The 21224-nt window shown below is 55.7% G+C and carries 16 protein-coding genes; 8 read left to right on the top strand and 8 right to left on the bottom strand.

Going from position 1 to position 21224, the window contains the following annotated elements:
• Positions 1-119 precede the first annotated feature (119 nt).
• Both KF947_RS16365 and fhuF read left to right on the top strand, forming a co-directional pair.
• Positions 120-887, top strand: coding sequence for an ATP-binding cassette domain-containing protein (locus tag KF947_RS16365; RefSeq protein ID WP_227404494.1), 768 nt, complete (start codon positions 120-122; stop codon positions 885-887).
• A 148-nt stretch (positions 888-1035) separates the two neighbouring features.
• On the top strand, positions 1036-1824 hold the full coding sequence (gene fhuF / locus KF947_RS16360) for a siderophore-iron reductase FhuF (protein ID WP_227404493.1): 789 nt from the start codon (positions 1036-1038) through the stop codon (positions 1822-1824).
• A gap of 24 nt (positions 1825-1848) precedes the next feature.
• Here the strand turns inward: fhuF and KF947_RS16355 are convergent, their stop codons facing one another.
• The 5 genes from KF947_RS16355 to KF947_RS16335 all read right to left on the bottom strand — a co-directional run bounded on the left by KF947_RS16355 (position 1849) and on the right by KF947_RS16335 (position 8643).
• On the bottom strand, positions 1849-3501 hold the full coding sequence (locus KF947_RS16355) for a multidrug ABC transporter permease/ATP-binding protein (RefSeq protein WP_133732972.1): 1653 nt from the start codon (positions 3499-3501) through the stop codon (positions 1849-1851).
• 142 nt (positions 3502-3643) lie between these two features.
• Positions 3644-4732 carry a DUF1513 domain-containing protein gene (locus KF947_RS16350; RefSeq protein WP_133732973.1) on the bottom strand — a complete coding sequence of 363 codons (1089 nt, stop codon included), beginning with the start codon at positions 4730-4732 and terminating at the stop codon, positions 3644-3646.
• A 3-nt stretch (positions 4733-4735) separates the two neighbouring features.
• Positions 4736-5761, bottom strand: coding sequence for an imelysin family protein (locus tag KF947_RS16345; RefSeq protein ID WP_133732974.1), 1026 nt, complete (start codon positions 5759-5761; stop codon positions 4736-4738).
• 22 nt (positions 5762-5783) lie between these two features.
• Entirely contained in the window at positions 5784-7253 is a 1470-nt protein-coding gene (locus tag KF947_RS16340; protein WP_133732975.1) for a di-heme oxidoredictase family protein, read from the bottom strand.
• Between the two features lie 91 nt (positions 7254-7344).
• Complete coding sequence (locus KF947_RS16335) at positions 7345-8643, bottom strand: imelysin family protein (protein WP_227404492.1); 1299 nt, start codon at positions 8641-8643, stop codon at positions 7345-7347.
• A gap of 207 nt (positions 8644-8850) precedes the next feature.
• Here KF947_RS16335 and KF947_RS16330 point away from each other — a divergent pair, with 207 nt between their 5' ends.
• Both KF947_RS16330 and KF947_RS16325 read left to right on the top strand, forming a co-directional pair.
• Positions 8851-9723 carry a LysR family transcriptional regulator ArgP gene (locus KF947_RS16330; RefSeq protein ID WP_133732976.1) on the top strand — a complete coding sequence of 291 codons (873 nt, stop codon included), beginning with the start codon at positions 8851-8853 and terminating at the stop codon, positions 9721-9723.
• Positions 9724-10030: 307 nt separating this feature from the next.
• Positions 10031-11746, top strand: a complete 1716-nt coding sequence (locus KF947_RS16325) for a diguanylate cyclase (RefSeq protein WP_227404491.1) — start codon at positions 10031-10033, stop codon at positions 11744-11746.
• A 42-nt stretch (positions 11747-11788) separates the two neighbouring features.
• Here KF947_RS16325 and KF947_RS16320 read toward each other — a convergent pair whose 3' ends face one another.
• Both KF947_RS16320 and KF947_RS16315 read right to left on the bottom strand, forming a co-directional pair.
• Positions 11789-12346, bottom strand: a complete 558-nt coding sequence (locus KF947_RS16320) for a cytochrome b (protein WP_133732978.1) — start codon at positions 12344-12346, stop codon at positions 11789-11791.
• Between the two features lie 367 nt (positions 12347-12713).
• Entirely contained in the window at positions 12714-13586 is an 873-nt protein-coding gene (locus KF947_RS16315; protein WP_227404490.1) for a LysR substrate-binding domain-containing protein, read from the bottom strand.
• 101 nt (positions 13587-13687) lie between these two features.
• Here KF947_RS16315 and KF947_RS16310 point away from each other — a divergent pair, with 101 nt between their 5' ends.
• Entirely contained in the window at positions 13688-14566 is an 879-nt protein-coding gene (locus KF947_RS16310; RefSeq protein WP_227404489.1) for a DMT family transporter, read from the top strand.
• A 103-nt stretch (positions 14567-14669) separates the two neighbouring features.
• Here the strand turns inward: KF947_RS16310 and KF947_RS16305 are convergent, their stop codons facing one another.
• Positions 14670-16058, bottom strand: a complete 1389-nt coding sequence (locus tag KF947_RS16305) for a hypothetical protein (RefSeq protein ID WP_133732981.1) — start codon at positions 16056-16058, stop codon at positions 14670-14672.
• Between the two features lie 316 nt (positions 16059-16374).
• Here KF947_RS16305 and KF947_RS16300 point away from each other — a divergent pair, with 316 nt between their 5' ends.
• The 3 genes from KF947_RS16300 (at position 16375) to KF947_RS16290 (ending at position 21090) form a co-directional block, all read left to right on the top strand.
• Entirely contained in the window at positions 16375-16755 is a 381-nt protein-coding gene (locus KF947_RS16300) for a septal ring lytic transglycosylase RlpA family protein (protein ID WP_133732982.1), read from the top strand.
• Positions 16756-17282: 527 nt separating this feature from the next.
• Entirely contained in the window at positions 17283-18281 is a 999-nt protein-coding gene (locus KF947_RS16295) for an NADP-dependent oxidoreductase (protein WP_227404488.1), read from the top strand.
• Positions 18282-18540: 259 nt separating this feature from the next.
• Positions 18541-21090, top strand: coding sequence for a glucose/quinate/shikimate family membrane-bound PQQ-dependent dehydrogenase (locus tag KF947_RS16290; RefSeq protein WP_227404487.1), 2550 nt, complete (start codon positions 18541-18543; stop codon positions 21088-21090).
• The last annotated feature ends 134 nt before the right edge of the window (positions 21091-21224 follow it).

The raw sequence follows: 21224 nt of genomic DNA, 5'->3' as shown, positions 1-21224 counted from the left end.
CTTTCCCCAAGCGGCGTTTGCCATCTATCACGTAAATCTTTTCATTTTTTTGTTAAAAATGAGAACCATTAGCACTAGAATGGAGGCATTATCATCAACCCTATCGCTAGGAGTCATTCATGTTCGAGGTCAAAGGCGCCACCTTTGAAATCAATGGTAAGCAGATTTTAAATCCCATTGACCACAGCTTTCATGAGGGCAAGGTTTATGGCCTGATTGGTCATAACGGCTCGGGCAAGTCGACGCTGATCAAGCTCATGGCCCAGCAGCAGCCGGTAAGCCAGGGGGAGATTCACTTTGATCAGCGCCCGCTGAGTGACTGGGGAAATCGTGAGTTCGCTCGTCAGGTGGCTTACCTGCCCCAGCATTTACCCAGTGCAGAAAGTCTTACCGGACGCGAGCTAGTCGCCTTTGGCCGCTACCCATGGCACGGGCTGCTGGGCCGCCATACCCAGAAAGACAAAGATGCCATTGATCGCGCCATTGCCCTGACCCACACAGAGACCTTTGCCGACCGCTTGGTCGACACGCTCTCTGGTGGTGAACGCCAAAGGGTATGGCTGGCGATGCTACTCGCCCAGGGCAGCCGATTCCTGCTGTTGGATGAGCCGCTAGCGGCGCTGGATATCGCCCACCAAATCGAAGTGCTGGCGCTGATCCGTAAGCTGTGCGATGAGCTAAATCTTGGGGTGATTATTGTACTGCACGATATCAACATGGCCTCGCGCTACTGCGACGAGCTAATGGCGCTGCACAGCGGTCGCTTGCTGGCCCATGGCAGCCCGGATAATTTGATGTGCGGCAGCACCTTAGAGGCTATTTATGGCTTACCGATGCAGGTCATGAAGCACCCCAACGGAGAGCACAATATCGCCGTGGCTCAATAGCGCTATTCTCCGAGGTCAGACACTTTTAAAAGCACTCATTCGCAATCAAACGCTTCAACTGATACGCATTATCGATTAAGCTGAATGCCATATTTTACCTGTGTGCTGTGTCAAAACCTTGTGTTAAAGCCCTGTGATGGAGCCCGCGATGCCCTCTGCTCTGCGTCAGCCACAACTGTTCGAGCCTTCGTTGGCCGCCTGCTACACCGGGCCGTTGGCGAACTTTACGCCGCCGTTAATAGGTGGAACGCCACCGCTGGAAGCGTTCAAAACAGCCCGTTGGCGGGATGCTGATTGGCTCAAGGAGGATCTCTCTCGTTTCGCTGCACAGTACCCAGGCGGTGACCAGCGGGCAGTGGTATCGATCTGGTCGAAGTGGCACTTAAGTGCGCTAACCGTTCCCACACTGACAGCTAATCTGCTGCTCAACCGTGACTTGCCGGTGGGGCTGGACGACATGCAGGTTATCTTCAACGACAAGGGCGCCACCTCGCGGCTATGGTTGCCCCACGAAGGCACGCCGATAACCACTCAAGATCCGTTTGAGCGTTTTGCTACCCTGATTGAGCAGCACTGGGCACCGTTGATTGAGCAATTAGCGGCTATCTCCGGCGCTGCACAGCGGGTGTTCTGGAGCAATGCCGGTGGCTACCTGGACTTTTACGTCAACGCACTAGGCGAGCACCCGCTTGCTAATCAGCAGGCGTTTGAGGCCGCCAAGGCGTTGCTGGAAGCGCGCAACCTGCCCAACGGCAAGCGCAACCCGCTGTTTCAGCCGGTGCGTTACTTTACGCCCAAAGGGAGTGAGGAAGTTAAGCGGGTGCGCAAGCTTTGCTGCCTGCGCTATTTACTGGATGAGTTTGATACCTGCGGCACCTGCCCGCTAGAGGGCTGCGACCTGGAAGCACGAAAGCGCGCCAAGCAGGTCGCCCGTTAAAACGTTAGCTATTTTTAACACGGTTTAGATATTAATTTGCGCAACAGCGTCCTCACTCGCTCGTGCACGCTGCTCGCCTTTCAGCTCGCTTAGCTGTCCCTTCGACATCTCCAGCAACCGATCAGCGTGGACGAAGTAGCTGTCGTCATGGCTGATAGCAAACACGGTTTTACCCATTGCTTTTAAGTGCGGTAACAGCTCGCGGTAGAACAGCCGGCGGAACTGCGGGTCTTGATCCGCCGCCCACTCGTCGAGGAGCAAAATATCGCGTTTTTCGGCAATCGCTAATAGCAGTGCCAGGCGCTTACGCTGCCCTTGGGAGAGCTGGGTGTTGATGACACGATCACCCTCCCACTGCAATTTATGCTGCATCTGCAGTCGCTCAAGCCAGGTATCAACGACCTGCGGGTCAGCAGGCAGGCCTTCCGGCCCCATGGTCTGATCAAACTGATGGAAATCGGTAAACACACTGGCAAAGCGAGCGCGGAACGCTTCCCACTGAGCAGCAGTGACCACCTGCCCGTCAATCTTAATAGTGCCGCTTTGGGGGCGGTATAACCCCGAGAGCAGCCTTGCCAGGGTCGACTTACCGCTGCCGTTGCCGCCGATCAGAAACACCTGCTCACCGCGCTCTAGGGTCATATTGAGCGGCCCCACCTGAAAGCCCTCGCCCTGGGCAGTGTTCGGGTAGTGGTAGGTGACTTCTTCCAGTTCAAGGCGCTGCCAATCGGACAGCGTATCGTCGACGGCAAAGCTTGACTGGTACTCGGCTAGCTCCAGGCTACTCAATTTATCAAACGCGACCTGGGCGCTGATCAGCGTTGGCCAAGCGCCCACCGCCTGGATCAGCGGCGTGCGCAGAAACAGCAGCGTCAGCGCAAAGGTGGAGGCCACCGTGGTATTCGCCCAGCCCAACCCATTAGAGAGGAAAAACACCACCCCGATGGCGCCCAACATCATAATGTTAGACCAGTTGTTAGCGCTTAAATGGTAGGTATCGGCGCGAATAATGTGGTGACGGTAGTCGCGGGCATTGGCGATATAGCGCTCATCATAAAAGCGCCGGGCACGGTCGCGGTTGAGCGCCAGCTCTTTGCGCCCTTCAATGGCCGCCTGGAAATCTTTATACAGACTGTCTTCGCTTTCACGCACGAGGCGAAAATGGCGATACACCCGCGACACCAGCACCCAACCCACGCCCATGGTGAACGCGATCCATAGAACGGTGATCACCACCATTTGCGGCGAGAGCCATGCCAAATAGGCCACCGAGGCGAGCGTTAGCACCACGCCCTGAATCAGTTCCGGCAGACGCACAAAGCCAATAGTGATGTTACGCACATCGCTGGACAAACTGGCCAGCAAGGTGGCGTTGCCCAACTGCTCCAAGCGCTCAATATCGGTGTCGAGAATCCGCTTCACCAGCCGCGAGCGTAGATCAAACACAAAGTGATGCCCCAGCACGGTCAGCGCCAATTGCGTACTGAGTGTGACCGCCAGGAGCACCGCCAGCAGGCCGAGAAATTGCGGCAGCGCCGCCATACTGCCTACTTCAATAAGCCGCTGGTTGATAAAGGCAATTACCCCGACCCCTAAGCCAGCGCTCAATAGGCTCAAAGCAATGGCGCCTAAAAAGGGCCAGCGGTAGTGATGAAATACTAAGCGCAGCAGTTCCATGGGGCTCCTTGCCTTCCTGTCAAGAGCGCTGAAGTCTACCAGCAGCACCTCTCACCAAGAAGGCGTCATTTATATTGGATAGTAAACCGTTGGCCTGACAGTTCGTATCGACGGGCTATTACTAATAACTATTTAAAGTCTTTTATGTCAGATGGTTATCCCAGCGAATTTCCAGGCTGGCGAGCAGCTCGGGCGTTGCCGAGTCAGGCGTTACAAGGTAAAGCCCGCCCTGGCCGGAGGAGACCAGAAAGCCGCCGTTGCCGTCGCAGCGGGCGCCAGCGGCGTCGGGCAGCGCCAAGCTGGCAACAAGTTTGCCTTGCTCGGCATCCAGCAGCAGTGCCCGATTGCCGCGAGGGGCAGTCACCAGAACATTGCCAGAAACACGGCTAAACGCCACGCTGGCAGTGTAGTGCTTCAGACTGGCGGTGACTTCATCGGCCAGTGACAGTTCAGAGAAGTGGCCGTTGATATCCAGGCGACAGATTAACGGGTGAGCCTCCCACTCGGGGCCTTCAAACTGGTAGCCAGCGATCACGGTACCGTCCGCCGCTACATCAAGATGACGGCAGCTTAGCTGGTGATGGGAGGGTTTGTGACGGGCCAAGACCTCACCGCTGTGGCGATCCAGCAGCATCAGCGCTGGTGCCATGGTGTCCAGGTTGAGCTTAACCCGACCATAGTCAGGGTGAGTCTGGATACCCCCCAAACCAATCACCAGGGTATCACCATCCGGCATCAGCCTAAGCTCATGGGGCCCAATACCGTCCAGCAGCATATCGCGCACATGGGCGTAGTCGTTGGCAGCGTCATAAACGCGCACTAGCCCGGCGCTGTCCTCCAAACGATTGGCGGTGACATACAGATAGCGCCCGCTCAGGTCGAAAACGCCATGCCCGTAGAAGTGGTAGCCCTCCCCGGCCGCAATGGTGTGGGCTAATTGGCGGCTGTCCCCATCGATCACATGCATCCGTGTGCCAGGGCGGCGAGCAAACAATACCGCCTGGCGAGAGTCGGGCCGCAGACAGCCTCCATGGCAGCGCTCGGGTACTTCGATCATAAAGCGGGTCTGACCATCCAATGCCACCCCGGCGATGTAATGCCCTCCGCTGGGGTCGTCTACCGCGCTGAACAGCCAAGCGGCTTCCTCCCGCGCGGGCAGCGCCCAGCTCAGCGGAGTCAGCGCCATGGCGACGCTGCCCAACCCTACTTTGAGTACTTGGCGTCGCTGCATGGTTCAATCCCCATCGCTGGAGTTAAAGCCTCGTACCAGCCCCAGTTCACCAGCGATCTCGTTACCCAGTAGATGGCGTAGCTGGCTGATGTCGAGGTAGAGCGACTGCAGACCGCGAAACGCCTCTTCGTCTTCAAGGGAAGGCACCAAGCCCGGTGGCAGTTCGCTGGCCTGAACGAGTGTCTTATCCAACTGGTCACGAAACGCCTCGGCAAGCGGTAGCGCATCGGCCTCGCGCAGCAGAGCGGTAAGGCCCGGCAGGAGGCCGGTACGCAGGCCCTCCAGGCTGCTCTCTACCAACCGAACCGTTTGCCCGCTACGCCAGGCTTCCGCCAAGTAGCCGTTGGCGGGTGCGCCTTTGAGGCCCATGGGCTCACCGAGCCGTTTATCTTCGAGTATTTCGAGGGCCTGGATGGCGCTGGCCAGTGTGGTTTCGGTGTAGTCGGCAGTATCAAGATAGTGCTCGCCAAAGGCCTGCCAGTCGCGATGCAGAGCGCTCGTGGTATCCGCAAGATAAGTGGCGATGGCATGCATCAGCGTGCAGGCTTTAGGATCGCTCAGGGCCTGTTCGTCCATGGCGTCGTCATAAAGCAAGTATTCAAGGGCGGGAAAGCCTTGGATCGCCACGCTGTCACTGGCGATATCTTGGGCATCCGGCGCTTCGGCTGCCTTCAGCCAGCCGCGCACCTTGCTGCCCACCAGGTTTTTTCGATCCGGCCAGAACTGCAGTTGCCAGCCCCGGCTATTCTGCTCGACGGGCCCAAACTGTATAAAGCGCACCGCCTGCCAGGCTTGGTAGGCGCTCAGCCAGTCATTTTCCAGCCGCTGCCTGAGGGCCTCGTCTGAGCCCTGGCAAAAGCGCGCGGCGCTGGCTTCCAGGCGCTCGGAGGCGGCACTCAACTCAGCATACTGAAGTTCCACCGCGCCGTGCCACATTTCCCGCGGCGTAGGGGTGTCCGTAGCAAAAGAGAGCGGCGTCGCGAGTAGCGCGCAGGCCAGCAAACTCAGGCGGCGAAGAGATGCGATCACGGTAACTCCTTAACAGAATGACTTACAGGGATTCAAGGAAACGTATAAGTTCCGCGCGCTGGTCGGCGGGCAATGCTCGATAGCCCTGGGTGGCGCTTTCTGCCTCACCACCGTGCCAGAGTATCGCCTCTTCCAGGGTGCGGGCGCGACCATCGTGGAGAAATCCCGCCCGGGGGTTAACCGTTTGCGCCAAGCCGATGCCCCACAGCGGCGGGGTGCGCCATTCGCGGCCATCGGCCTGGAACTCACTGCGATGATCAGCCAGGGCATCGCCCAGATCGTGGAGCAGTAAGTCGCTATAGGGCCATATTTCCTGATTGGCTAACGCCGGACGGGCAGTATCCGCAGCGGTGCGCTGGCGCGGTGTGTGGCAGCTCGCGCAGCCCAGGGCGTTAAATCTCTCAGCCCCCTGCTTTACCGCTGGTTCATCCATATCGCGGCGCATCGGTACCGCCAAGCTGGAAGCGTAGAAGGTCACGAAGTCGGCCACGTCATCGCTGACTTCGGGCGTGCCACCGTTAGGAAACTCATCGCACCCTTGGCTCTCCATGCAGTCGGTTTGTGGCACCAGACTGGAGGTTAGCCCCATATCCCCGGCAAAGGCGTGCAGGCCCTGCTGCTCAATGCTGGGCTCGCCGGCTTTCCAACCAAAACGCCCCATTACCGTGGCTCCACTGCGCACATCCCACACCTGGTTATAGCGGCCGGAAATCCCGTCGTTATCAGCATCATCAGGGTCTGCGGCAGCGATAAGGTCAGCTTCAGGAATCGCTTCCAGCAGGCCCAGGCCAATCATTGGCGGTGCCAGCCGTGGCGAGGTTTGCAGTGACTCCGGCAGCTCTCCGTAGGCGGGTTCGGCAATCGAGTAGATCGGCTCCTGCAAAGTGACGCTAGTACCATCGGCGAAGCTCACTTCCCGAGGACGATACTCAATCACCAGCTTGGCCTCGGGCTTGGCACCGCTAATCGCCGCGGTTTGTAGCTGCAAACCGTAGTTAGGTACCGGAAGCGCGCCCCGCTGCTCCAGTGTCTCTGGATCCGCTTGGCTAGCGGGTAAAGAGAGGCGCAGAAACAGCGCGATGGGGTTTTCGTCGCCGGTGGGTGGGTGCCCCCGACCATCTTTAAGGTGGCAACCCTGGCAGCTATTGGTGTTGAGCAGCGGCCCCAGGCCATCCCGGGCCTCGGTGCTGGCGGGCGCCGCCACCCAGGGGTTACGAAAGAAGCTGTTGCCGACACTGAAATCCAGCCGCTTGGTCATCGACATATTACCCAGCGGCAGCGAATAGGCGTTATGGTCAAACTGCTCTACCGAGCCATCGCCGCCACTCATGGGCGTCGTTTGAATGGGATAATCTTGGCTAGGTGGCACATTTTGTATAGGTGATTCGGCTGCCTGTAAGGGCGCGGTCAGCAAGAACAGTAAGAAACTGCTGTGGGCTAATGTGCTGGGCACCCACTTGGCTAGGACGATAAACCGGGGTAAGCGGTACATGGTGATACCTTGAGAAGGAGGATACTGACAAAACCAACAGAGCCGCGCGATAGCAACACTATCGGCGGCTCATGGTAAACGCTAGTCGAGTCTAGAACCGATGACCGGCATCATCAGGCTGTAGGGAGGTCACGCCCAGTTCACCTGCGGCCTGTTCAATAGACCCTGTTTGCGCCACCAGGGTGAGAATCGCCTCGTTGATCAATTCACTGCCCTGCTCGTTACCCGGCGCAATCATCATATCGAATGCCATCGGGGAGCTTTCCGCCTCAGCCGCCTGCTTGATAGCATCAAGCCGCGTCATGGTGGCTTCAAGCTGCTCACCAAGGGTGTCGGCTAGCTCGCTATCTGCCTGAGACAGTAAGTCTTGTAGCGAAGGCCCCTCTACCACACTGCCATCAAGACGCTGATAGCTGCCGGTGTAGATATTCTGAACACCCTGACCGTTGTAGTAGTGGGAGTTGTGGGTATTGTCGCTGAAGCAGTCGTGCTCATCCTCAAAAGAGTTGGCTTCCAGGGCGACCTTTAAGCGCTCACCTGCCAGCTCACCCAGGGAGAGCGAGCCCATACCGAACAGCATACGACGCAGGCCCTCCTGATCGCTTTCGGCGAGCAGTTCCTGGCGGTAGTTACCCTCGGTTTCCGGCGCCCACTGGGCCACCATCCACTCAAGGTCGTCAACGAGCAGGTCGGACACTGCGTCCAGGTAGCTGCGGCGGCGATCGCAGTGGCCATGGGTGCAGTCGTCGCCGGTTTGGTAATCACTTACCGGTCGTTCGCCGTTGCCTTCCTCAAAGCCATGCAGATCCTGCCCCCAGAGCAGAAACTCGATGGCGTGATAGCCGCTGGCGACGTTGGCTTCCGAGCCGCCGATTTCGTTCAGATCAGCAAGGAGTTCCGGGGTAATGTCGCTGACGTCCAGAGATTCGCCGCCGACAGAGATTTGCTCGTTGGCGATAATATTGGCGGTGGCGCCTTCGTTACCCAGCTCATGCTGGTAGTCGTCACCTTCGACGTAATCGATCATGCCTTCGTCCAGGGGCCAGGCGTTGAGCTGCCCTTCCCAGTCGTCCACCACCGCATTACCGAAACGAAATACTTCGCTCTGCTGATAAGGCACCCGCGCCTGCAGCCAGGCTTGCTTGGCTGCGCTCAAGGTTTCGGCCGTGGGATTGGCGAGCAATTCGTCGATACGCTCGTTCAATGCTTGGGCAGCATTCAGTGCATCGGCGTAATTGGCATGAGCCAGATCGGCGTAGTGTTTAACCACGGCGTCAGCGCTAACGGTGCCGTCAGCAGCAGCGGTGTCGACAGCAACTGGGGCAAAAGGCATCAGCGCGCTAAGCGCAACGATGCCAGCAAGAGGGCGACGGAGCATGATGGCGGGCATTACAGTGTCCTTTAGGCTGTGGCATTACAGAAACTACTCACATAAAGTGCTAGGCGACCCCTGAGGGTTTGGTGCTCTAGCTCCATTGAAATGTAATTCATTGACCTATGAGATTCAATCCTATTTAAACCTAAATAAACAGCACTACGCCGTTTCATAACCATTTTTTGCTCTGTGTCACTTTTTTGCTGCCTTGGGAAAACCGACATGCTGGATTATAAACTGCTTCATGCCTTGGCGATCGTGGTGGAGTGCGACGGTTTTGAGCGCGCAGGCGATGTGCTGGGGCTTTCGCAGTCAGCTGTCTCCCAGCGCATTAAGGCACTGGAGGTTCGCCTTGGGCAGCCGGTGCTTATACGCTCTCCTCATTTAGCTCCCACCCCTGCGGGCCAGCGGTTGTTGACCCATTACCAGCAGGTACAGCTTTTAGAGCGCGACCTCCGCGGTTCTCTACCCACGCTGGATGACCAGGCACCGCGCCTGCGGATCGCCATCAATGCGGATAGTTTGGTCACCTGGTGGGCTGAGGCCGTTGCCGCTATCTGCCAAGAGGAGGGTCTACTGCTGGATCTAGTGATTGAAGACCAGGATGTGGGACTCAAGCGCTTGCGCGATGGCGATGTGGTGGCCTGCCTATGCGCCACACCACAACCAATAGCCGGTGCACGCAGTGTTGCGCTGGGAGAAATGCGCTACCACCCTTTGGCGACACCGGCTTATATCGAACGCTACTTTCCAGAAGGCCCTTGCAAAGAGAGCTTTCAATCCGCGCCAGCCATCGTCTTCGGCCCTCACGATCAGTTGCAGCACCGCTTTCTTGCTCAGTGCGGCTACCACGGCCACTTTCCTTATCACCTCTGCCCATCTTCAGAGGGGTTTGTGCGCTTAGCTGCAGCCGGGATCGGCTACGGCATGATGCCTCAGTTGCAGGTCGGCGAATTAATGGCCAGTGGCCAACTAGCCAGTGTTGCCCCCGGTCATTTTTTAGCAGTGCCCTTGTACTGGCATTTCTGGCGGCATAGCGGAGAGTTAATTCAACGACTTACGCAACATTTTTGTGGTATCGTTCAACAACAATAAGGCTTTTAAATGTTACAAACCTTAAAAGCCGACTACACTCAGATAACTTATCGTACGACACAAGGAAATTTGCTTGCGCTGTCAGTTTTCTGCTTATGAGCAAGACGGCATGCAAACCGTGCATCAGCACTTTGTCGGCGAAAGAAAGACCCCGATGGGCAAGGGAACCCAGGAAATAAAGAACGGGGGAGAAAACTAAAAATAGCGGTACCCTATGCATGTACGATATTTAACGGCGTTTTTTTATACCGGCCTATTGTTGCTATTGAGCGTTTGTTTGGCTTCTTGGGCGCAAGCGAACACCATTTTGCTAGCATCACCTAACCAAGAGAGCTACCCCCTCGCCTCTAATAGCGTGTTTTGGCACGCCAGTGGGCAAAACGTAACGCTTAATGAATTACTCGTCCAACCTCCTGTTTTTGAGCCCAGTTCCCACGCTGAGGATTTAAACCTAGGCTACACCCAGCACGATGTATGGCTGCGAACCCAGGTACGCAATGATTCATCGGAAGCTCAGCGCTGGATGGTACAGTTTGAGTATCCGTTTCTGGATCACGTTACCCTCTACACGCTTCGTCAGACATCGATTGAGGCGCAGCAGAGTGGCAGCGCGCTTCCCGTTGACCAGCGCGCCCTCGCCCATCGTCAGGCAGTTTTCCCAATCGAAATGGCCGCTCAAGAAACCATTACCCTCTACACTCATGTCGCCGCCTCTGGCAGCAAGATGTTGAACTACAACTTAATGACACCAGAGGCATTTTACGCTCAGAATGATCGGCACAACTTTTGGTTAGCCACTTACTTCGGCATACTCCTCGCTCTTGGACTTTACAATTTAATGCTGTTCTTCGGTTTAAAAGAGCGTGTCTTCCTCTATTACTCTCTATTCACATTAGGTTTTACCGTTGCGATTTTGACATTTAACGGCACTGGCACCCTGATGTTTTGGAGTGCCTTGGGTGATAATACCTCACGACTGGTCGCCATCGGATTTACATTTGCTTCCACCATGGCCACACTCTTCACCCAAAGTTTTCTTAATACAAAAGGCTATACTCCTCGCTGGCATCGTGTACTGAGCTATTTTCGTATTTACTGCTCGCTTGCTCTAATAGCAACCCTGCTGCTGCCCATCCAGCCCGCCTTACGACTCATGGACGTAACAGGCTTTATGGCAGCGCTACTCATGCTGATCTGTGGAATTTACTGCGTGACACAGCGCGTACCTAGCTCCCGTCTTTTTGTGGTGGCTTGGTCGCTATTCTTAGTCGGGGCTTGTGTGTTTGCGCTGCGTAATTTAGGCATTTTACCGGCTAACTTTATTACCCTACACGGTATTCAAATTGGTTCTGCCCTGGAAATGCTACTGCTGTCGTTTGCACTCGCAGCCCGATTCAACAAGTTAAAACGTCAGAAAGAGCGCGCCCAGGCCGACATGGTGATGACGCTTAAAAAACAGGAAACCGTTCTGGAACAAAAAGTCGCTGCCCGCACTAAAGCGCTAGAGCATTTAGCCAATTATGATGTGCTCACGGGTTTATTAAATCGCCATGGGCTAGCGCGCTCCGCAGCAGGAGCCTTGGAACGGACTCGTCAGCATAATCACCGGCTGGCATTACTGATGCTCGACCTGGATCGATTCAAACCCATCAACGATGACTACGGCCATGAAGCAGGCGACTTCGTGTTACAAAAAGTGGCCAAACGTATTTCCAACCTAGCCCGTAAGCGAGACCACTGCGCACGGTTCGGCGGTGATGAGTTCATCATCATTATGGAGAACATCGGGCACGACGATACTCTCGCGACGATCGAGGCACGGATTGGGGAGGCCATTCATTCACCGATCGAGCTACCCTGCGGCAAGCGTGTCAGCGTTAGCGTCAGCGTTGGTATAAGTACCTGCCAGGGAGCTGAATGCGCCACCCTTGAAAGTCTTCTGCGTGAAGCTGATAGCCAAATGTACGCCGTTAAATCACGCCGAGCCACAGGTTGTTGCCGTTACGGCTCAGCTAATCCCTAGTTTTCTGGTAGCCACACGTTTTTTTAACCAATTGCTTGTTCATTAATCAAACAGGCTCATACGCTTCATAACGTTATCGCGTTTGATTTTCCAATGGAACATAGCACCGGCGACGTGCAGTACCACCAAGCCTAGAATGGCCCACCCCAGGCGCCCATGCCACATAAAGAGTTGTTCAGACAGTTGCTCGCGCTCGCCAATCAAACCGGGTAAATGCCAGTGGAAAAACTCCACTGGAAAGCCGCCGCTTGCGGTAGCCGCCCAGCCCAATAAAGGCATAACAATCAACGCCAAGTAGAGCAAATGGTGAACGCTGGTACTCACCACCCTCTCGAAGGCATTTAGGGGCGGTTCATGGTCAGGCACCACAAAGGCCAGACGGGTAATGATACGTAGCGTCATTAGCAACAGGATCAGCACACCCAGCGTCTTATGGCTGGTATACAGCAAGTTTGTCAACATATTGCCGACTAAAGCGACGGTGCGTTCATAGCCCAAAAAGCCTAACGTTAAACCGCTGGCTAAGGAGAGCAACACAGCGCCAGCCACCAGCCAGTGCAGCACCCGATGCGGGTAGATATAGTGATCCAATTCGTGCATGCAGTGCTCCTAACAGCCAATTCATTTGCTTTTCATTCTAGTCAGTAACGCTCCCTTACGCTGATTAAAGCACTACACGGCCATCAACGCTAAGCATTACTTAGGCTCTACTTGAGATATAAAACCACGACTCTTCGTCATTCGGTATGGAATTATTTCTGACAGTTGACCTGTGGGAGGTAGCTTTAGCTCGCGACCGTTTAGGCTGCCAGCCTGACAACACCGGGGGTACCTTTGGTACCCTTCGCCCGCTCGAAGCGGCCTCCCACAACAGACAGTTGGCTTGGTGGTTCTGTCTGAACCGTGAGGCACAAAATGTGCCGGTTAATATTAAATCCACATTAGATGACGAATAACCAAAACCACGTTATAGCGCTTGTTCGGGCACTGCTAGCTGCTCGCGGATTAACTCTGCCAAGCGGCGCGCAGGCTCCGAAGGTCGGTGCGGCGCCCGGTGCAGCGCCAACTCGATCATCGGTAGAGCAGGCAGCCCACTGCTCTCATCCAGCGGTCTAAGCGCAGGGGTTAGCATGCTGCGAGTCACCACTACGATAGCCAGCCCAGCGGTAACGATCGGCGCCAGCCCCGCCATGGATTGACTGGTATAGGCAACGCGCCAGCTGCGCCCCGCCGATTGCAAGGCCTGCTCGGCCACTTCACGGAATACGTCAGCCCCCGGGGAGTAGAGCGCCAACGGCAACGGGTCGCTTAGCAGCGGCTGCTGGTTCATACCGACCGCCCACAATAGCGGTTCCCGACGAATCACATCCCCGCCCGGCGAGTTACGCTGCCGAGTCACCAGGGCGAGATCCAGCTCTTTAGCTTTAACCTGCTCAACGAGATGCGCGCTGGTGCCGCAGATCACCTTTAACCCCACGGCGGGGTAGAGCTGATGAAAATAGGCAAACACCGAGGGCAGCAGCGAGGCGTAATCTTCAGGTATGCCGAGGGTAAGATCGCCTGTTACCTGGCGCGCCTGCATATCGCTCCACGCTTCATCGTTAAGCGCTAATAGCCGACGGGCGTGGTTAAGCAAGCGTTCGCCTTCTGAGGTAAAGCGTATTCGCCGCCCTTCCCGCTCGTGCAGCGTGAGCGATAACTGCGCTTCTAGCCGCTGGAGCTGCATGCTCACAGTGGACTGGGTATACGCCAGCCGTTTAGCGGCTGCGGTCACACTGCCGGTATCCGCAATAGCCACCAGAGTGCGTAGCAGGGTTAGGTCTAACGTAGGGGCACGCATATATCACCAAGCTTGATGAAATCGATCATAAAAGATCGATATTGTGATGCATTGATGATGAGTATGCTGCTCGGCACATGCTCAAATCAAGGAGAACTCTTATGCATCCCGTTCACTCCCCCGCGTTATTCCCACGTTGGTACAGTGTTGGTGCGGCGCTAGTGGCCGTGATGCTTTGGAGTGCGGCACCGCTGCTGGCTGAGTTTGCCAAAGCGACACCGCCCTTGCAGCTAACTGCAGTGACCCTGTTAGCGGGATCATTGGCGACGCTACCGTTAAGCCGCCGCGTAAACGTCGCTGCCAGCGGCGCGGGTTGGCAGCTCAGCGTTTGGGTGGGTATCCCGCTGCTTATCTTTGGCGCCGTCAGCACCTACTTTATTGGCATGCGTTTAGCGCCCGCCGCCGAAGCGGCGCTCATTACCTACACTTGGCCGGTGCTGTTTGTACTACTCAGCCAATGGAGCCGTTTTGGCCGCCTGCAGATTGCGGGGGTTGTCGGCGCACTGATTGCGTTTTCGGGTGCGGCGCTGCTGCTGGTTCCTCAAGCCATCAGTGGAGGGTTCGGTGGCGCCACCACGGGCTACGCGCTAGCACTGCTGGCCGCCTGTTGCTGGGCAATATATTCATGGCTAAGCCAAGCAGCACCGGTGGCCTTAACGCCGCTACTGCCGCGACTACTGCTCATCGCCTGTGCTATTGCCTTGACCGCGAGCCTGGCACTGGAAGGCACGCTAGCTTTTCCCAGCGGGGAGGCATTGCTGGCAGGTATCGCCCTGGGGTTAGGGCCGTACGGAGTAGCCATGGTGGCCTGGGATAAAGCATTGCGCTGGGGGCACGCGAGCCTGGTGGGCAGCTTGGCCTATGGCGTGCCGATTCTGGCCGCTCTGCTGTTGGTGCTGGCAGGCATGAGCGTACTCGACTGGCGTTTACCCGCCGCAGCAGTGCTGGTAGTAGTAGGCTGCCTAAAAGCGAGCCGTTAACCTCCTCACGCCTAACTATTTACGCCTCACCATCGACCAATAAACCAACGCCCCTATCGCGTAAGCGAAAGGGGCGTTGGGTATTATCGATTTGCGCTAACCATTAAAGCTCTGGTGGGATTTCCGTCGGCTCCATTTCGAGGCTTAGTTCAAATAAGCCGCTACCGGTAGCGCTAAACCCGCGTGCGCTTACGGTATAAGTGCCGGGCAGCAACTGCTCTTGAAGCCGTGAGTCGGTACCGCCCGCGCCGTCGTCATCGCTGGCGGCAAAGCCCTGACCACTAACCTCAATAAAGGTATCAAAATCGGCAGAGCGCATCTCCAACGTCACTAACGAGCTCTCTTCTACCTCCAACTGATACGTCAGCGGTTCACCGCTATACCAGCCGTTAAGCGCTTCGCCAGGGGTCAGTGTGCCTTCATTACGCAGATCGACATCTGGCATATCACGCGGCTCCATGGAGAGAGTGAACATGCCACTGCTCTCGCCATAGGCAGTACGTGCCGTTAACTGATACTCACCGGGAGCAAGAAAATCAGCGATGCTCGCATCCAGGTTGCCAGCACTGTCATCATCTTCACGGTAGTAACCGTTGGGCCCCTCGAGCACCAGGTAGGAGTCGATGTCGCTGGCGCGCATATCAATTTGGTACATGCCCGCTTCTTCTACCTCTATTTGGTAACTAAGCTCCTGGCCGCTGTACCAGCCGTTGAGAGAGTCACCGGGAGTAAGCGCTCCATCATTACGCAGCTCACCATCACCCGGTAACTCGTGAGGCTCTACTGAAAGCGTATAAACGCCATTGCCATCCCCGTAGGCGCTGCGGGCCGTTAGCGTATATTCACCGGGCTCCAGGAAATCAGCAATACGCGCGTCTAGATCACCGGCACTGTCGTCGTCTTCACGAGCGTAGCCGTTCGGCCCCTCAATCTCTAGATAGGCGTCGAAGTCGTCAGAACGCATTTCCAGTTGGTAGAGGCCCGCCTCTTCTATGTTCAAGGTGATTTCACGGGCATCCCCTTGCAGCCAACTATCAATGGGTTCACCCACTGCCACTGTATCAACATCCGACAGCTCAACGGTACGACTATCAACCGTAAACGGGCCATAGCTATGCGCATCGGCACCGCTAACCACCACTACATAGTCGCCACTCTCTTCAATACGGTGACGAACGATAGGGGCATTATCGAGCAGTTGGAGCTGGTCGTCGAAAAGCGCTACCACGCCTTGCAAAGCGCCTTCTAAAGAAATCTCGACGATTTCTCCCTCCTCTAATGAAATCACATAGCGGTTGAAGCGGCTGCCGTCGTTACCGTTAAGCTCACTCGCCGTAGTGATCTCACCGCGGGTCTCCTCGCCTAGCGTTAAACTATCCAATTCCGCTAATTCCTCCGCGGTAGACGAAGCGTGCGCCTGAACAGCTATGGCACCAACAGCCATACCACCAGTGACTAGAATGACGCGAGCGAGAGGGGAAGATTTAGCCATGAGCATTTCCTTGTTCAGCCGTAATGATAAACATTAATAAACTATGCCTATTATAAGGCATTAACCAATTAAAGTGAGCGTTTCATAAAAAAAGCTGCATTGCACAAAGTGCTTTCTCTATTCATTTAACACCTGGGCTGATAAGTCACTGAAACCCAAGGCCACATCAGTAGAGATTAAAAATCTTGAAATTGAACCTATTTGCATCGATCTTCTCAAAGCTTGCTGACTCGTTGCGACAAGGGTAGTATCGACAAGCCTATCAGGCACCTCATCAGAGTGCGAGATTCGTAACACGCAAAACCGAGGTACTCCTATGGGAGCCCAAAAACGACTGATCCGAACGATATGTTTGGCAGCGGTAATAGCGAGTAGCGCTGCCAATAGTGCTTTTGCACACGAAACAGAAACACAGGAAGGCGTCGCATCTTTTTACAGTGACCGCTTTCAAGGAGCGCCCACTGCCAGTGGAGAGCCCTTTGACCAACAGGCGCTGACCGCCGCCCACCCGAGTTTGCCGTTTGGAACCAAGGTGTTGGTGACTCGCCCGGACACGGGGCAAGAGGTAGAAGTACTGATCAATGACCGCGGCCCTTTCATTCAAGGACGCATTATTGATTTATCTAAACGCGCGGCAGCGAAGCTTGGCATGATTCGCCGCGGTACAGCTCCAGTGATGGTAACGCTGTTGGATTAACGGATAACACATCCTTGATTATTGTGTGATACCCCTTAGCCTAATCAATGCGACAGCACACGAAGCACCGTTATCTCAAAGCAGTCAACAGACAGGGCGGCCAGCAATGGTCGCCCTGTTTCTTTATGTGGCTACTTCCCAATACATTAACGGCTCTTCGTCATTCGGTATGGAATTATTTCTGACAGTCTGACAGTTGACCTGTGGGAGGTAGCTTAAGCTCGTGACCGTTTAGGCTGCCAAACTGATAACTGCCCCCGTGGGAGGGAGCTTCAGCTCGCGATTGCTTATGCTTCCAATCCGATAATACCGGGGTGCCTACGGCACACTTCGCGCGCTGAAGCGCCCTCCCACAACAGATAGTTGGCTTAGTGGTTACAATCAGAATTATGAGACTCAAAATGGTCGATTAATATTAAATCCACATTAGATGACGAATAACCACATTAACGAACTTGCAAGCAGGCTAATGGTCTCTATGCTGCAAGGAGTTCGATACACGCTAAGTATTCGCAGGAGGCACACCAATGCAGTCACAATTTTATACGCTTACCGATTATCCCAACGGCCTACCCGACCGCGCGCTCTTTAAGCTGGAAACACAAACCCTACCCGACCTAGCCGAAGGTGAAGTACGTATTCGTAACCGCTGGCTTTCCGTCGACCCCTATATGCGCGGCCGCATGAGCGGCATTCGCACCTACGTGGAGCCGTTTGAGCTCGGCAAGCCAATGGAAGGTGGCGCCATTGGCGAGGTAATCGAGTCCAATGATTCAAGCCTAAAAGTGGGCGATAAAGTCAGTCATATGGGCGGTTGGCGGGATATTGCCCAACTACCTGCAAAGGGCGTCACGGCATTACCCGATATCGACGTTCCCGAGCAAGCTTACCTGGGTGTACTGGGCATGCCCGGCATGACTGCCTGGACTGGCCTAAACCTGATTGCCGAATGCAAACCAGGTGACAATGTGTTGGTTAGCGCGGCTAGCGGTGCTGTAGGCTCTCTGGCAGTGCAGTTGGCCAAAGCCAAGGGCTGCCATGTGGTCGGTATTGCCGGTGCTGCGCATAAGCTGGCCTGGCTTGAGTCATTGGGGGTTGAACCGGTTAGCTATCGCGACCGCACCGCACAGGAATTAAGCGACGCCATTAAGCTTGCCAGCCCCAATGGCATCGATGTGTATTACGAAAACGTTGGTGGCATCTGCTTGGAAGCGGCATTGAGCCAGCTTAATGAAGGCGCGCGGATTGCTGTATGCGGCATGATCGATAGCTACAATGCAAAAGAACCCACTCCCGGCCCGAGCAATCTCGCTCAGCTGGTCGTGCGCAAAGCCAAAATGCAGGGCTTTATTGTGGCTGACCACTGGTCTAGCTATCCCTATTTCCTGAACGAAGTAGCCCCTCAGGTAGCGGAAGGTAAGCTGGTATATAAAGAGACAGTGAAAGAAGGCCTTGAGAGTACGCCCGATGCCTTCCTGGCCCTGTTTGACGGAGGCAATACCGGTAAAATGCTGGTCAAGCTATAACCCTCACGTCTTCGAGCCAACCCTACCGCAACGTCAACGATATGGCGGTAGGGTGCCCACCTTAGAAAAAACATCAAATCGTTAGACCAATAGCGAATTGATTATTAAAATCATTCATAATAGCGGTGTGTTTTAACCCATCGGCGCCGCCGATGGGTTAAAGCGCGTTGTGGGTTCGTCGCTTGGCACTTATTGCTGGAATTTAGGGTTTAAGCGGCATGCATTAACGTATTAAGTACGCTTCACTAGGGGACATCTCATGGAAGAAAGCACGCGCGATCACAGTAAATGGCCAGCGATTATCGTTGGCCTGCTACTATCTATTATCGGCTTGGTACTTGCTTTTGGCGGCAGCAAGCTCGTTAGCGTAGGCGGCAGCGCCTACTACTTAATTGCCGGGCTTAGTATTATTGCCTGCGGCGTTCTATTTGCCCTGCGCAAAGGCGCCGCTCTGTGGCTCTACGCGCTGATTCTTTTTGCCACATTAATGTGGGCGCTGTGGGAGGTGGGTCTCGACTGGTGGCAGTTAGTACCCCGTGTTGCCATTCTCTGTTTAATAGGTATTCTGCTGCTCCTGCCCTGGTGGCGTAAGCCACTACGTTCAAAAGGCGGCAGCCTGGCGCTTGTTGGCAGCATTGCTGCCGCCGTTATCGTGGCCATTGCCAGCCAGTTTAACGATCCCGGCACTATCGAAGGCTCGCTAGCCACTAATAACCAATCAACGGCCGATAGCGTTAACCCAGCCCAAGTGGCGGGCGATGACTGGCCTGCCTATGGCGGCACCAACGCGGGCACCCACTACTCCTCGCTCGATCAGATCACGCCGGACAACATCGGCGAGCTTGAAGAGGTATGGCGCATTCAAACCGGTGATGAGGCGGGCCCGAATGCGCCCCCGGAGATCACCAACCAGAATACCCCGTTAAAAGTGAACGACAGCCTGTATATCTGTACCTCTCACAGTCGGGCGATGTCTCTCTCCCCTGAAACCGGCGAAACCCTGTGGGCGTTTGACCCTGAAATCAGCACCATGGGTGCAGATGACTTCTCCGGCTGGGCGCACATGACCTGCCGTGGCCTCGCCTATTACGATGCGGCCAGTTATTCAGCTGCTGAGAGCACACCTAACGACCAAGCGGCGAACAGCGACGCTGCGCCGAGTAGTGCTACCGCACTCTCTTTCGATATCTTCGATGACAGCGATATTTTCAGCCTGGATCTCTCCTTCTTGTCACTACTGCTCGGTGCCGAAGAAGACAACGGCGCCCCGCAGCAATCCATGCTCAGCGAGACCGACGTCATGTGCCCACGCAGGCTCTACCTGCCCACGGCAGATGCCCGCTTGATTGCGCTAAATGCGGATACGGGTGAGCGGTGTGCCAACTTTGGCAATAACGGCGAAATTGATCTCACCAACAATATTGGCGATTTCTCACCTGGCGGTTACTACTCCACTTCCCCTGCGACGGTAACCGAAAATCTGGTCATTCTGGGTGGCCATGTCACCGACAACAGCTCCATTGACGAGCCCTCAGGCGTTATTCGTGCCTTTGATGTGCATACCGGCGAGCTGGTGTGGAACTGGGATAGCGGCAATCCTGACAACACCGACCCGTTACCAGAAGGCGAAACCTACACCCGCGGCTCTCCTAATGTCTGGGCACCGATCAGCGTTGATGAAGAACTGGGTATGGTTTACCTGCCGATGGGCAACGCCACGCCTGACCAGTATGGCGCTGACCGCACCGAGAACGATGAAACCTACAGCGCGGGTCTAGTGGCACTCAACCTGGAAGATGGTCAGGTTGAGTGGGTTTACCAGTTCGTACACCACGACCTCTGGGATATGGACTCACCTGCGCAACCGATACTGATTGACCTAGCCACGAGTGATGGCACCCAGCCCGCGGTTATTCAGCCGACCAAGCAGGGCAGCCTCTATGTACTGAACCGCGAAACCGGTGAGCCGATTGTGCCCATTGAAGAGGTGCCTGCACCTCAGGGCGCCGTGGAAGGCGACTGGACAGCCGAGACTCAGCCGCGTTCAGCGCTTAACCTGCTGCCACCGCCGCTCACCGAGCGCGACATGTGGGGCGCCTCGCCGTTTGATCAAATGATGTGCCGCATTCAGTTCAACTCTTTGCGCTATGAAGGCCAGTACACTCCGCCTTCGTTGGAAGGCAGCATTGTTTATCCGGGTAATGTGGGCGTGATGAACTGGGGCGGTGTCGCCGTTGATCCCGAACGCCAAGCACTCTTCACCGGCGCTAAATATTTAGCGTTTGTATCCACGCTAATCCCTCGTGAAGAAGTAGAAGAGGGCCAGGGCTCGGCCAGCGAACAAGGACTCCAAGCCAATGAAGGCGCCCCCTATGCTGTTGAGCTTGGCCCACTACTATCAGTACTTGGCCTGCCCTGCCAAGCGCCCTCCTGGGGCGATGTAGCCGGTATTGACCTGCAAAGTGCCGAGGTGGTATGGAAGCACCGCAATGGCACTACCCGTGACAGCATGCCGTTTGATCTACCGATTGGCTTGAACGTCGGCGTTCCTGCGCTAGGCGGCCCGCTGACGACTGCTGGCGGGGTGTCGTTCTTAAGCGGCACCCTGGATCAGTACCTGCGTGGTTACGACATCACTACCGGCGAGGAGCTGTATAAAGCGCGCCTGCCAGCAGGTGGCCAAGCCACGCCGATGACCTATACAGGCCAGGATGGCCGCCAGTATGTGGTCGTCACGGCGGGGGGCCACGGCACCTTTGGTACCAAGATGGGCGATTACGTGATTGGTTACGCGCTACCGGAAGAATAATAGCGCCAGCACACCACTAACGTAACGAAAAACGGGCGGCCTCAAGCAAGAGCGCCGCCCGTTCTACATCTGGACGCTGGATGTCTGAGCCGCTAGAACAACCCTCAGTGGATGCGCTGTATTGTGGGAGGGAG

The organism is Halomonas sp. FeN2, assembly GCF_020595105.1.
Taxonomy (GTDB): Bacteria; Pseudomonadota; Gammaproteobacteria; order Pseudomonadales; family Halomonadaceae; genus Vreelandella; species Vreelandella neptunia.
This window is presented reverse-complemented; position numbering and strand designations above follow the sequence as displayed.